11 protein-coding genes are annotated in these 12,872 nt (G+C 60.8%); 4 read left to right on the top strand and 7 right to left on the bottom strand.

All coding sequences use genetic code 11. The features are described 5' to 3' along the window. The 3 genes from K3M35_RS23080 to K3M35_RS23090 all read left to right on the top strand — a co-directional run. Positions 1–195: helix-turn-helix domain-containing protein (locus K3M35_RS23080; RefSeq protein WP_308257110.1), on the top strand; the 195-nt coding region annotated here is incomplete at its 5' end. 142 nt (positions 196–337) lie between these two features. Continuing rightward, the gene (locus K3M35_RS23085; RefSeq protein WP_220667041.1) at positions 338–1,483 is read left to right on the top strand and encodes an acyl-CoA dehydrogenase family protein; all 1,146 of its coding nucleotides are present in this window, start codon (positions 338–340) and stop codon (positions 1,481–1,483) included. A 209-nt stretch (positions 1,484–1,692) separates the two neighbouring features. Continuing rightward, positions 1,693–3,339, top strand: coding sequence for an NAD(P)/FAD-dependent oxidoreductase (locus K3M35_RS23090; protein WP_220667042.1), 1,647 nt, complete (start codon positions 1,693–1,695; stop codon positions 3,337–3,339). A 651-nt stretch (positions 3,340–3,990) separates the two neighbouring features. Here the strand turns inward: K3M35_RS23090 and nudC are convergent. Then, positions 3,991–4,917, bottom strand: coding sequence for an NAD(+) diphosphatase (nudC, locus tag K3M35_RS23095; RefSeq protein ID WP_220667043.1), 927 nt, complete (start codon positions 4,915–4,917; stop codon positions 3,991–3,993). Between the two features lie 73 nt (positions 4,918–4,990). Further along, on the bottom strand, positions 4,991–5,287 hold the full coding sequence (locus K3M35_RS23100) for a Dabb family protein (protein WP_039584518.1): 297 nt from the start codon (positions 5,285–5,287) through the stop codon (positions 4,991–4,993). A gap of 431 nt (positions 5,288–5,718) precedes the next feature. Here K3M35_RS23100 and K3M35_RS23105 point away from each other — a divergent pair, with 431 nt between their 5' ends. After that, a complete protein-coding gene (locus K3M35_RS23105; RefSeq protein WP_220667044.1) occupies positions 5,719–6,651 on the top strand; it encodes an alpha/beta hydrolase in 933 nt (310 codons plus the stop codon). A 427-nt stretch (positions 6,652–7,078) separates the two neighbouring features. Here K3M35_RS23105 and K3M35_RS23110 read toward each other — a convergent pair whose 3' ends face one another. From K3M35_RS23110 to K3M35_RS23130, 5 genes are all read right to left on the bottom strand, one after another. Beyond that, the gene (locus K3M35_RS23110) at positions 7,079–7,879 is read right to left on the bottom strand and encodes a crotonase/enoyl-CoA hydratase family protein (RefSeq protein WP_024102269.1); all 801 of its coding nucleotides are present in this window, start codon (positions 7,877–7,879) and stop codon (positions 7,079–7,081) included. Positions 7,880–8,045: 166 nt separating this feature from the next. Then, positions 8,046–8,951 carry an alpha/beta hydrolase gene (locus K3M35_RS23115; protein WP_006550552.1) on the bottom strand — a complete coding sequence of 302 codons (906 nt, stop codon included), beginning with the start codon at positions 8,949–8,951 and terminating at the stop codon, positions 8,046–8,048. Between the two features lie 392 nt (positions 8,952–9,343). After that, positions 9,344–9,628 (bottom strand): YciI family protein, encoded by a 285-nt coding sequence (locus K3M35_RS23120; RefSeq protein ID WP_006550551.1) that lies wholly within the window; start codon positions 9,626–9,628, stop codon positions 9,344–9,346. Positions 9,629–9,903: 275 nt separating this feature from the next. After that, positions 9,904–11,151, bottom strand: a complete 1,248-nt coding sequence (locus K3M35_RS23125; RefSeq protein WP_006550550.1) for a CaiB/BaiF CoA-transferase family protein — start codon at positions 11,149–11,151, stop codon at positions 9,904–9,906. A gap of 233 nt (positions 11,152–11,384) precedes the next feature. Continuing rightward, complete coding sequence (locus K3M35_RS23130) at positions 11,385–12,833, bottom strand: aldehyde dehydrogenase (protein WP_220667045.1); 1,449 nt, start codon at positions 12,831–12,833, stop codon at positions 11,385–11,387. Between the last annotated feature and the right edge of the window lie 39 nt (positions 12,834–12,872).

Genomic DNA, 12,872 nt, shown 5'->3' on the forward strand with positions numbered 1-12,872 from the left:
GCCGACTACCGCGCCCTCGGCGCCGGCCGCCGGTTGACCTCGCTCGAACGCACCGAACGCGAAGCGATCGTCCGCGCCCTCGACGAGTCCGACGGCAACAAATCCCTCGCCGCCCACCGGCTCGGTGTGGCCCGCTCGACCCTCTACCGCAAGATCCGCGCGCTGGGCCTGGAAAACGAAACATTCGGTTCCTGACCCCTGAAACACTATGTCGCATAACGGGACATCTCCAACGGCCGGTGAACGAGACGATGATATGGGGTAGGCAATCACTCCTTGCCTCCTCACATCGTCCGTCTGGACGGTGACGTCCACCCGATCCGAAGGATGACCCATCATGAAGCGAACGGTGTACGGCGATGATCACGAGGCTTACCGACACTCTGTCCGCGAGTTTCTCGCTCGATGGTTCGAGCCCCTGGCCGCCGACGTTCGTGCCAACAGGGCATTGCCGCGAGAGTTCTGGCTTGCCGCGGGTAAGCATGACCTGTTGGGACTCGAAGTACCCGAACGATATTCAGGCGTCGCGGCAGGGGATTATCGCTTCAATGCGGTTCTCATCGAGGAATTGGCCAAGATGAATGCCGCGTTGGCGTCGAGCGTGAGTATTCACTGTGACGTCGTGGCGCCGTACCTGGTGCACCTGACCACCGACGAACAGAAGGCGAGGTGGCTCCCAGGACTGTGTTCCGGGGACGTGCTCACCGCCATCGGAATGACCGAACCCGGTGGGGGATCGGATCTGGCCGCACTGAAGACCACCGCAGTGCGGGACGGCAAAGGGTGGTTGCTCTCGGGTGCCAAGACATTCATCACCAACGGTTACTCTGCAGACCTGGTGATCATTCCGGCACGTACCTCTCCATCGAAGAAGGCCAAGGGAATTACCCTCTTCGGCGTGGACACCTCCTTGCCCGGATTCGAGCGTGGCCGCAAACTCGACAAGGTCGGACAGGACGAAGCAGACACCGCTGAACTCTTCCTCGACCGGGTGCGCGTCACCGATGACGACGTGATCGGCGAGCTCGATCGAGGATTCATCCACATGATGTCCTTCCTGCCCCAGGAACGACTCGGATGCGCCATTGCCAATCTCGCGCACGCTGCGCAGATTCTGCTCGAGACGATCAACTACTGCCGAGAACGAAAGGCATTCGGGCAGTCCATCGGAACGTTCCAGCACAACAAGTTCTTGCTTGCCGAACTCGTGACACAGCTCGACGTGACACAGGCGTACGTCGACCGCTGCATCGAAGCCCACTCGGAGGGGACGTTGACACCGATCGATGCAGCCAAGGCCAAGTGGTGGACTGCCGAGATCCAGAACCGGATCCTCGATCATTGTGTGCAACTGCACGGGGGATACGGCTACATGAACGAGTACCGAGTGGCACGAGCCTGGCGGGATGCCCGGGTCACGAAGATCTGGGCGGGATCGAACGAAATCATGAAAGAACTGATCGGTCGCGATCTGGGCTTCTGATCTCGGCGTCGTGTACCGATCGTTCTGTCGTGAGTGCAGAAGGTTCGAATGCCGCATGGTAAGCGAATTAGTTTGCGCTGCTTATCAATACGTGTGCCGTATTGAAATGTCTTGACTCGATTTCGGACACTTCACATCACATGTTCGCTTCTACCGTCGTAGATGTCCGGGCGGAAGCACCCGTCCCGGGAAATCTCCAGGAGGACCACATGACCGAATCCCAGGTCGCCACAGCGACCCGCAGCGGCTCGCACTCGAACAATGACGTACTCGATGTTCTGATCATCGGGGGAGGATTCTCCGGCCTGTACGCATTGGACCGACTGCGCGATCTCGGTTTCACCGTCAATGTCTGGGACGCCGCGGGTGGATTGGGCGGAATCTGGTGGTGGAACTGCTATCCCGGAGCCCGTACCGACAGCACCGGGCAGATCTACCAGTTCTCGTACAAGGACCTGTGGAAGAAGTACGACTTCACCGAACTGTATCCGGGCCACCAAGGGGTTCGTGAGTACTTCAACTACGTCGACTCACAGCTCGACCTCACCCGCGACGTCGTGTTCGACACTTTCGCCGAAGCATGCACGTGGGACGAGGAAACCCGTCAGTGGACCGTACGGTCCGCCGACGGCAAGATCCAGAAGGCACGGCAGGTCATTGTTGCCACAGGATTCGGCGCCAAGCCGCTGTATCCGAATCTCGAAGGGCTCGATTCCTTCGCCGGTGAGTGCTACCACACTGCGCGCTGGCCTCAAGAGGGCGTGGATATGAGTGGCCGCAAAGTTGTCGTCATCGGTACCGGCGCCAGCGGTGTGCAGGTCGTCCAGGAGGCAGGTCATGTGGCCGAACACGTCACCGTGTTCCAACGCACCCCGAATCTGGCACTTCCGATGCAGCAACGCAAACTCACCCATGACGACAACGAGCACTTCCGGAAGGGACTTCCCGAGCGGTTTGCTACGCGCTACAAGGCGTTTGCCGGCTTCGACTTCGATTTCATTCCGCAGAACGCCACCGACCTGAGTAAGGAAGAGCGCGACGCGATCTACGAGAAGATGTGGGCAGAAGGTGGTTTCGAGATGTGGCTCGGAAACTTCCAGGACATCCTTGTAGATGAGGAGGCCAACCGTACGTTCTACGACTTCTGGCGTGGCAAGGTCCTCGAACGGGTCACCGACCCCAAGAAGGCGGCAATCGTCGCACCGGAGACGCCTCCGCACCCCTACGGCGTCAAGCGTCCCTCCCTCGAACAGGACTACTTCGATGTCATCAATCAGGACAATGTCGATGTCATCGACTCCAACGTCACGCCGATTCGACGGGTGCTGCCGCATGGTGTCGAAACCGACGACGGTGTCATCGAATGCGACCTCCTCGTACTGGCAACAGGGTTCGACAACAACCGTGGTGGGATCATGGCTATCGATATCACCGGCGTCGACGGCCTGACGATTCAGGACAAGTGGAAGTCCGGTGTCGACACGTGTCTGGGCCTGTCAACCCGCGGATTCCCGAACATGATGTTCCTGTACGGACCTCAGAGCCCGTCCGGGTTCTGCAACGGCCCGACATCTGCCGAGTACCAAGGCGAGATCGTCGTCGAGTTCCTCGAGTACCTGCGCGGGAAAGGGGCGACACGGTTCGAGAACACCGAAGAGTCCGAGAAGCAGTGGCGCGCACACGTCGACGAGCTTTTCGTGAACTCGATGTTCACGAAGGCACGTTCGTGGTACTGGGGTGCAAACGTGCCCGGTAAGCCGGCGCAGATGCTCAACTACTCAGGAGGAGTCCCTCAGTACTTTGCTCGTTGGGAAGAGATCAAGTCCAACGGTTACGACACCTACGAGACCGACTGACGAGACGGACACGCTTGGGCTACTGGGTCCCCCAGTAGCCCAAGCATCCGTTCGACGGGGCTCACTGCCCTGATCCCCGATGGACATCGACTGCGTCGATGGGGCAATCATGGAACCGAGAGCATTGCCTTCGAGCACGTCGCCGTAGACGAGACGGGCGCGAGCATCGGTGATGCGGTCACGATGTAGGCGAGGCTGATCAAACGCCATCACACGAACACGACGTGGATCGGCCGAGCGAGAGCGTCGACTGTCCAGAGTTTTGGTTCAAACCGAACCGATGACGGACCTGGAGGGGTGTAGCCACGACCCTGACGTGTTGGGGGTGAACCGCCGACAAGTGGGCCGCGCCAGCCGGCAACCACAATACTGTCGACACGAACATAATACTTAATTCCGTTATACAACACCAGTATCCGTCGCCATTCCGCTGAGCTGCATCACCTCCTCCCGGGTGAGCGGCCATTCGTCGCCGATGGGAGTCCTGTCGGCAGCGGCTGACAGGACTCAGCACCGACACACCCGAGGAAAAGGGCACATGATGCAGATCAGGACTGCCGCAGCGCGTGCCCTCGCCTTGCGACTCCGGATCGTCGACCACAAGCGACTCTTGTATCACGATGGCAGGTCGGCGGCGATCGATCCGGACGTTCAGCTAGCAGTTCGCACCCATGCCTCGAGCATGCGCCGTGCGATCGAGACCTTCCCCGGCAGCAACACGGGCGCTTCGACCGAACTAGCCCAGTCGCCGGCGGCGAGGGCCTCCTTCACCTCCGCGCGGGAGCACCACACAGCCTCGCAGATCTCACCATCACTGAAGATGAGCGGTTCTCGAGGATCGGCGACGGCATGGAAGCCGAGCATGAGGGAACGCGGAAACGGCCATGGCTGACTTCCGACGTAGGCTACGTCGGAGACAACGAGACCGACCTCTTCCGCAATCTCCCGCGCCACACAGCTTTCGAGCGACTCGCCGGCCTCGACGAATCCCGCTAGCGTCGAGAAGTTCCGCGCCGGCCACGCCGCGTGTCGCGCCAACAGCACGCGGTCCGCCCCGTCATGTACCAGACAAATGATCGCAGGATCGGTCCGCGGGTACTCCTCCCGACCGCACGCAGTGCACACGCGCGTCCAACCACCCGAGGTGATCGTCATCGGCGCCCCGTCCTTGGCGCAGAAGTGGGATTCGTCCTGCCACATCAGCAGGGCCTGCGCGGTGAGATACCGTTCGGCATCAACTGCATCGAGAAGCGCTCCGTGTGACCGCAGGTCACCGAACTCGATGCCCACGCTCTCCATGGGGGCCTCCGTGAGAAACTCGTCCCGTACAGCCCATTGATGCACCGTACCAACGACTCCCAACAAGACCGCGTGTGTCGGAGGTTGGGAACAATAGTCGGCAGCCGACTCGAGGAGCAGTTGTCCATCGATGAGACGAACCTGACCGGCACCGTTCACGCGAAGCAGCCGCGCATCCGGCCATGCCCTCGCCTGCACGGTCGCATCGTCACGTAGCGCCACAGGGCGACTCAAGGCATCTCCAGGAAGGGCACCCCCGACACCGTCAGCGTTCACCATTGATCACAACCTTCCGCAACGAGCGACCATGTCGACCGGCACTTCGTTCGTGCGCGTGCGGCCGGCACTGCCGTCAGGCAAACTCGAACTGGATCGACGAGTACGATTCGGACATCACCGAAATGAATTCTTCAACGAGGCGCACATGATCGGGATGGACCAGATATGCGCGGAAGGCGGGGACGTCTTCGAAGATCGCAGATATTGCATAGTCGCCGATCCCGGGCTTGAGGGCGAGGTCCCTTCCGTAACGAAACTCGACGACCTGGGGAATGCTCGCCGATATCGCGTCAAGAGCTTTGTGGAACGATTCGACCTGCTCGTCGGTGATGTCCTTCTTCCAACTGAATGTTACGACATGATGCAACATGATAATCCCTCTCTGGAAGCATAATTCGAGCTCGACACCCGAAGTGAGCGGCACGTTTTTCAGAGCCGCTGATGTGCCCTCACCATGACGTGCGGCGACCGAACATCCCTCCCCGCAGTCCGCGGACGTACAGGGGAACCCACTTCTCGAGAGCGCCTCGGGGGTGAACCCGTTCTCCGGTGGGTTCCCTCGCGGTGCCGGCCCGTCATCGAACGGTGATGGGGAGATTCTGGCCGTCTGTGGGTCACGTGGGTGACGGTAGAACAGTGATGGACCTTCGGTGTGTCCGATTGTGCAACACACATCTCCGAGAACCGGGACAGACGGACAGGTGTGTTGTTTTCGGACACTCGTCCGCTCGGGCCTCCTCGTAGTGTGACTCCACCGACTCGGCGATTGACCAGTCCGCCTATCACATCAAGGAGATCACCATGGCACTCGATCCTGTAGTCGAGCAGTTGATAGATACGTTGAACGAGCAGGGACTGAGGTCGTTCGAGCAGATGAGTGTCGCTGAAGTCCGTGAGGTCATCGAATCCTTCAGCGAACTGCAGGCGCCGAAAGCGGATCTTGCTCGTGTCGTCGACACGGTCTACCCCGGACCGGATGGTGATCAGGCCGTGCGTCTGTACATTCCGGAGTCCGATACGCCCCTGCCGGTTGTGGTGTATATCCACGGCGGCGGATGGGTTGCGGGCAGCCTCGACGTTACCGAGCAGCCTTGTCGCGCGCTGGCCGCGGACGCCCGGGTCATCGTGGCCGCCGTGAGTTACCGGCTCGCTCCCGAACACAAGTTCCCTGCCGCACCCGAAGACGCGTTCGCTGCTCTGAATTGGGTAGTCGACAACGTCGCCGACTTCGGTGGTGATGCGACGCGTGTCGCCATCATGGGCGACAGTGCCGGTGGCAATCTCGCCGCAGTCACCGCCCTTCGGGCACGTGATACCGGCTCACCGGCCCTGTGTGCTCAGGTGTTGGTCTATCCGGTTATCGACGGCACGGCACGCTTCCCGTCATGGGAGGAGAATGCCGAGGGATATTTGATCACCGCGGCAGCAATCGGCTGGTTCTGGGAGCAGTACCTGGCCACACCGGAAGACGCCGAGAACCCGTACGCCTCGCCGGCCAAGGCGAAGAGCTTGGCGGGGCTTCCTCCGACGCTGATGTTGGTCAACGAGTACGAGGTCACACGCGACGAATGCCTGAACTACGGGCGGATGCTGACCGAGCAGGGTGTCCCGGTCCAGGTCGAACTGTATAGCGGTCTTGTCCATGGCGTGTACTGGATGACCGGTGCAGTTCCGCGCAGCGCTGAATTGCACAGCGCGGTTGTCGAATTCCTCGGCAAACAGTTCGCTCGCTGAGTACGAGTGGCCGGTGGCTGTGCCGCAGTCATGTGCTGCGAGTGCAGCCACCCGTTGCTCGCTCAGCGCGTGCCCGCCGGCGTGCTGCACTCAGGTCCTCACGGAGCACATGTCTGGTCCAGCTGCTGGCTCCTCGAAGTGGCGGGCCCGCCGGCACACGATTCTCGAGCGCGGGATGTGCACGAGACACGCACACGGTCGTCCGGTTCCTCTGCGGGCAACTCAGGGAGGTCGAGACGTCCGAATTCGGGCGGATGAACAACATGCTCCTCGTCCTGCCCTGGTACTGAGGTAACAGTCAGTAGACCAGTGCTCGATCGAAGAGGACTCGTCGAACTTCACGACATCGTTCCTGCTGATGCGGTTGCCTTGCCGAACGTCCACGTGTCCGCACCGCTGATCGAGGAGCTTGCTACGTGAGGCATCGTCACTCGCCGGTGAATGCGGCAGTTCGCTTCTCCATGAGGGCGTTGACTGCTCTCGTGTGATCGGTGGTCTGTTGAACCAGCGCCTGCAGAGCAGCGGACAGTTCGAGGAGGCTGTCGAGGCTCTGGTGCTGCCCTTCGCGCAGGAGTTTTTTTGCCATCCGTACCGAGTGCGGAGGATTGGCGGCCACTCTGTTGGCGAGTGCGCGAGCTTCGTCGAGCAGCTGATCGGGAGGAACGACGTTCGAGACCAATCCCCACTCGAGAGCCTGTGTTGCGTCGACACGGTCGCCCGTGAGGATCATCTCGGCCGCCCGCGCCATACCGACCGCTTTCGGCAACAGCCACGCACCCCCGTCACCCGGGATGATGCCCAGCTTGACGAAGCTCTCAGCAAAGAACGCTTTTTCGCTGGCGATTCGGAGGTCGCACATGAGGGCAAGATCGCACCCGGCACCGATTGCAGGGCCGTTCACCGCTGCAATCAAGGGTACGTCGCAGTTGTACATCGCTCGTGGGATCCTTTGTATCCCGGCGCGATAGCCATCGCGTTGTTCGTGAGGTTTCCCGCCGAACAGTCCCTGGCGATTCGCCATGTCCTTGACGTTGCCGCCGGCGGAGAAGGTCGATCCCGCGCCGGTGACAATGACAGCGCGTACCCCGTAATCGGCGTTGACGGCATCCACGCATGCGACCAATGCGTCGACGACATCCATCCCTGAGACTGGGTTACGTTCAGCCGGCCGATTGATCGTCCACGTTTCGATGAATCCGTCGCGTTCTACGAGAACTGGATTTTCCATGTATGTGTCTTCCCGATCTTCACTGCAATCGATGGTTCGGATAATGCACTGCTGACTGGCATGCGAACGGACTCGGCGGCAGTCTGGTCGAAGCAGACCGCCGCCGAGACACGTTCCTCCTTCGTCGGCGCGCTTTGCTTTCAGCTGCACGCCCCACACACGGTGTTCAGGCGAGCCCCAACTTCGGCCGTAGCCACTGGGCGATCCGGTTCAGGGCCTGATCCGCCTCGGGTGCTCGTCCCGCGTTGAAGTGGAAGACATGCTGCTGTTCGTCGACCACGTCGAGCACGGCTTCGCTCCCTGCCTTTTCGATCAATTCGACGACCCGGCGCGAGTCGTCGAGCAGAGTCTCGTAGCCGCCGACCGATACATAGACGGGAGGGAAGTCTGTGTAGTCCCTGAGCAGCGGGTTTGCCCGCGGGTCCGTTGCTTCCGAGAGATCGGCGAGGAAATTCTCTCGCATCATCTCGAGGACTGCCCTCTTGGCCAGGACGTCGACTGCGTCGTTCGATTCGATCGTCAACCCCTTGATCTCCATATCGAGCCACGGCGAAAGAGCGACGACGGCGGCCGGAATGGGAAGTGCCATACCCGCAAGTTCGAACACGGTCGAGATGGCGAGATGTGCGCCTGCCGAGTCGCCGACCGTCGCCGTATGTTCTGCCTTGTAGCCCTGCGCACGGAGCCACTTGTGCACGGCAATGCAATCTTCGAGCTGTGCTGGATGCTTTGCCTCCGGCGCGAGCCGGTAGTCCACCACGAGTGCGTGAACTCCTGCCAGCTTGGCGAGGTGTGCGGCAAGCTTGCGATGGGAAAAGCGTGAACCTGTCACGAATCCGCCGCCGTGCGTGAAGACGATCACCCGGTCTTCGGCGGCGCCCAGCGGCTTGGCCCATGTTGCCGGCACACCGTTGGCTGTCACTTCTTCATACGTGACATCGGTGGGTTCGATGGTGGGAAGATGCCATTCTTCGAACATGTCTCGCTGACCTGCGAGATCCATACCTTCGGACCGTCGAAGCCAGGACGAGTACAGGTCGTTGAGGAACAGCGATTCTTTGCTCACGGACATGTGTTGCTCACTTTCATCACCGGTCGAGAAGGAAATTGACTGATCAGGAAGGCGTGAAGCTGGTGTATCGCGTACGCACGGTGTCACCCCACCCAGTCGGCTGATCAGAAAAGGCCGCTAGGGAAGGTCAACGATTGCCTCGGATTGTCGAAATGTCGATACTCATCGACCGCCACATCGGTTCGGCGTCGAGGCTTGCGCCGTCGAGGCGGTGATGTGATGGTTCCGCGATGTCGCTGATCGAACTTTTCGCATCCGTCGCTCACTATGCGAACGCACAGATGCAAGTTGTGCGGGTCGTTTGTGCCGACGCTACTGGAAGAGTGCTGATTGCAACTCGATGTAGAGATGCTGCAACTTCTTTCCATCGAGGTGGAGCAGCCGGGTCGTCCTCAGATCCCTACGAGGGGTCCGATGACGGGCTTCCACTGGTAGATGCTCTGGTCGACGACAACACCCTGCGTGACATAGGGGTCCTTGGCGAGCAGGGCCTGCAGGTCGTCTTCGCTGTCCGCCTTGAACACGAGCAGGGCGCCGGCTCCGTCGGCCCAGGCGCCCGCTTCCTGTAGCACGCCTTTGGCGGCCGCGTCCTTGACGAAGACCAGGTGGTCGGCATGGGCGGCCTCTTTGACGGATGCGTCAGTGGTGTACGACCAGATAACAGCGAACAGGGCCATGGTCACTCCTTGAGTGGGATACGGGATGTGAAACGGTGCGGATATTCAGGAGAATGCGCACTTGAGAACGCTAGAAGAAGGGATGAGGTCACCAGTGTCCTATTCTGCAACACCTGTTGGTGAACGACGACGAATACAAAACGGAGAGAACGCGATCGGCGTTGAACGGCCGAACGACGATTTGGCTTGCATACGGTCGGTGACCTTGCCGGCAGCTGTGTATGGAACCAGCTCTGCTGGTAGGCATGGCCAAGATCCGCCGTGAAGGTGAGCTGTTACTCGGGCAGTGCCCCGGCGGCGCGCAGCTGCTCGATATCGTCTTCGAGAAGTCCGAGTTCTGTTAGCACAGTATCGGTATCGGCGCCACGGTCGCGCGGCCCGAACCGCACAGCACCGGGGGACCCAGCGAGTTTGACAGGTACGCCGAGACCTCGGTAGCCGTCGCACTCGACCACCATCTCGCGGTGACGGACCTGCGGTAGCGAAAGGGCCTCTCCGACATTGTTGACCGACCCCGACGGCACCCCGGCCCGACGCAGCTGAGCCGCCAAAGCTTCGCGCTGCCAGGCCTTGACGAGGCCGCCGAGGATGTCGCGCAGTTGAGCTGCGTTTGCCATCCGGTCGGAGTTGGTGACGAATCTCGGGTCGTCGGCCAGGTCTGAAGCGTCGAGCGCCACGACCAGAGCGCGGAACTGCCGGTCGTTGCCGGCACCGATGAAGAAGGGGCCATCGGCGCAGGTGAACGTTTCATAGGGACAGATCGTCGGGTGTGCCACGCCCGTCCGCTCCGGCGCGACGCCGGTGGCAAACCACTTGCCGGCGTGTGGGTGCAGGATCGACACAGCGTTGTCGAGTAGTGCCAGATCCACGAGTTGCCCGCGTCCGGTCTTGTGCCGCACGTGGAGTGCCATGAGGATGCCGTTCACAGCGTTGAGACCCGTGATGATGTCGACCAGAGGGATCCCGATCCGCATGGCATCACCGTGGGGCTCACCGTTGATGCTCATCAGCCCCGACAGGGCTTGGAGAATTGCGTCGTAGCCGGGAGCACCCCCGAGCGGCCCGTCGACTCCGTACCCGGTGATTCGACAGTGCACGAGTTGTGGGAATTGACCGGCGAGTACGTCGTCGGCAAGTCCCCACTTCGCAAGTGTGCCTGCCTTGAAGTTTTCGATGACGACGTCGGCTTCGGCAAGCATGGTGCGCAGCAGTTGTTGGCCGGCCTCGGTGCGCAGATCCACACTGATGTTCCGCTTGTTGCGGTTCAAGCCATCGAAGTAGGCACTGTGGTCATCCTTGACGAAAGGTGGTCCCCAGCTGCGTGTGTCATCACCAGTCGGTGGCTCCACCTTGATCACGTCGGCACCGTGATCGGCAAGCACTTGCGCACACAGCGGGCCGGCCAGCACCCGCGAAAGATCGACGACCCGGATGTCGGTGAGTGCGCCGGTCCGCGGACGTAGAGTCTCGGATGCGGATTCTCGAGTCTCGGCCGGGAGGATGGCAGATGAGGATTCAGGCATGATTGCTCATTCTGTGCGGTTGGAAGTCGCTGGCCTCCGGAGGGAAGGACAAAGCATGAACGGCGATCTTCAGCCATCGCTGAACTGCATCGACCGCCGGTAGTTGCCCATAGTCAGCGAGTCTGAAGGCTACGGGCATGCCCCGTGTAGCTACTCGGTCCTTCCATCGGGATGAAGTCTCCGGCTGGGCGCACTGTCGGGGCGATATGGAGGGTCTGCGGGCGTTGCGAACCCTAGACGTATATCGACTTGTACTCGAGGTAGAAGTCCAGGGACTCGGGTCCGAATTCGCGGCCGACTCCGCTGTTCTTCACGCCACCGAACGGGGAGCCGGTATCGAGGGAGTAGTAGTTCACTCCCACGGTTCCGGATCGAATACGCGACGCGACGTCCAAGCCGTGTTCGGTGTCTTCCGTGAAGACGACTCCTCCCAAACCGAATGGTGTGTCGTTCGCCATGTTGATGGCGTCCTCTTCGGTCTCATAAGGGATGACGGAGATGACAGGTCCGAAAATCTCTTCCTGTGCCAGCGGACTGCGATTATCGACACCCTCGAAGATGGTGGGAGACACGAACCAGCCGCGGGGACATTGCTCAGGGGAGTCGGTTCCGCCGCGGATCGTTCGGAATCCCTCGGACTGACCCAGGCGGATGTAACTTCTCACCCGCTCCCGATGCTGCTCGCTTACCATAGGGCCCATGGTTACCGACTCGTCGAGTGGGTCTCCCATGACCAATCCGTCTACGTAGGACGCCAGAGCGTCAATGATCTCGCTGGACCTACCGTGGGGAACCAAGATGCGGGAATTGGTGGTGCATGTCTGTCCCCCGTTCTTGAGCACGGCGTCTTTGAGGCCTCCGGCAAAGACGTCGAGGTCGGCATCGGGGAGCACAATGGCTGCGGACTTTCCTCCGAGCTCCAGGGAGACTCTCTTGAAACTGCGGCCGGCGACCTCACCGATCGCTTGACCTGCTGCAGTAGATCCGGTGAAGGCGATCTTGTCGACATCGGGATGGGCTACAAGAGCTTTGCCTGCATGAACGCCACCGGCAACGATGTTGAGGACGCCAGGTGGTAGACCGGCCTCCTCGGCTGCCTCTGCAAGTACATACGCATCGAGTGACGTCTCCGGCGCCGGCTTGAGAACTACAGTGCATCCTGCGGCCAGTGCCGGCCCGATCTTGGCCATGGCCAAGAGCTGCGGATAGTTCCAGGCAGTGATCGCGCCGACGACTCCTACGGGTTCTTCTCGAACGATGGTAGAGCCCATGCTGCTGGGACGGCGTGTCTCGAATGTGCGTTTCTCGATGAGATCTGCCATCGACCGCAGGATCGCTACCGGAGCTGTTGCGCTTGTGCTCACCGACAAGGAGGAAATCATTCCGGTCTGCCGGCTTACGAGCTCTGCAGTCGATCTTCCTCGACGCTCGAGGCTGTCGGCGAAGCGCCGCATCACTGCAGCTCGCTCGTGAGGGGTGCTGCGCCCCCACGGTCCTTTCTGGAGTGCGGCCCGTGCGGCGTGCACAGCCGCATCGATCTCCTCGGGTCCGCCCATCGCAGCAACACCCAGGGGGCGCTCGGTTGCTGCCTCGAACACCGGTGCCAGATCGGAGGTGCTCGCTTTGCGCCATTGGCCGTCGATGAAGAAAACTTCACGTTCAATGCTGTTGATGACAAGCATTATTCACTTCTTCCGAGGTTGAATCCGATTGAGCGAAAC

The organism is Rhodococcus sp. DMU2021, from assembly GCF_019641445.1.
In the GTDB taxonomy this organism is placed as follows: Bacteria; Actinomycetota; Actinomycetes; order Mycobacteriales; family Mycobacteriaceae; genus Rhodococcus; species Rhodococcus pyridinivorans.

Coding starts and splice junctions, on each gene's coding strand:
- K3M35_RS23085 (WP_220667041.1), top strand. CDS start 338: ATGAAGCGAACGGTGTACGGCGATGATCACGAGGCTTACCGACACTCT.
- K3M35_RS23090 (WP_220667042.1), top strand. CDS start 1,693: ATGACCGAATCCCAGGTCGCCACAGCGACCCGCAGCGGCTCGCACTCG.
- nudC (WP_220667043.1), bottom strand. CDS start 4,917: ATGGTGAACGCTGACGGTGTCGGGGGTGCCCTTCCTGGAGATGCCTTG.
- K3M35_RS23100 (WP_039584518.1), bottom strand. CDS start 5,287: ATGTTGCATCATGTCGTAACATTCAGTTGGAAGAAGGACATCACCGAC.
- K3M35_RS23105 (WP_220667044.1), top strand. CDS start 5,719: ATGGCACTCGATCCTGTAGTCGAGCAGTTGATAGATACGTTGAACGAG.
- K3M35_RS23110 (WP_024102269.1), bottom strand. CDS start 7,879: ATGGAAAATCCAGTTCTCGTAGAACGCGACGGATTCATCGAAACGTGG.
- K3M35_RS23115 (WP_006550552.1), bottom strand. CDS start 8,951: ATGTCCGTGAGCAAAGAATCGCTGTTCCTCAACGACCTGTACTCGTCC.
- K3M35_RS23120 (WP_006550551.1), bottom strand. CDS start 9,628: ATGGCCCTGTTCGCTGTTATCTGGTCGTACACCACTGACGCATCCGTC.
- K3M35_RS23125 (WP_006550550.1), bottom strand. CDS start 11,151: ATGCCTGAATCCTCATCTGCCATCCTCCCGGCCGAGACTCGAGAATCC.
- K3M35_RS23130 (WP_220667045.1), bottom strand. CDS start 12,833: ATGCTTGTCATCAACAGCATTGAACGTGAAGTTTTCTTCATCGACGGC.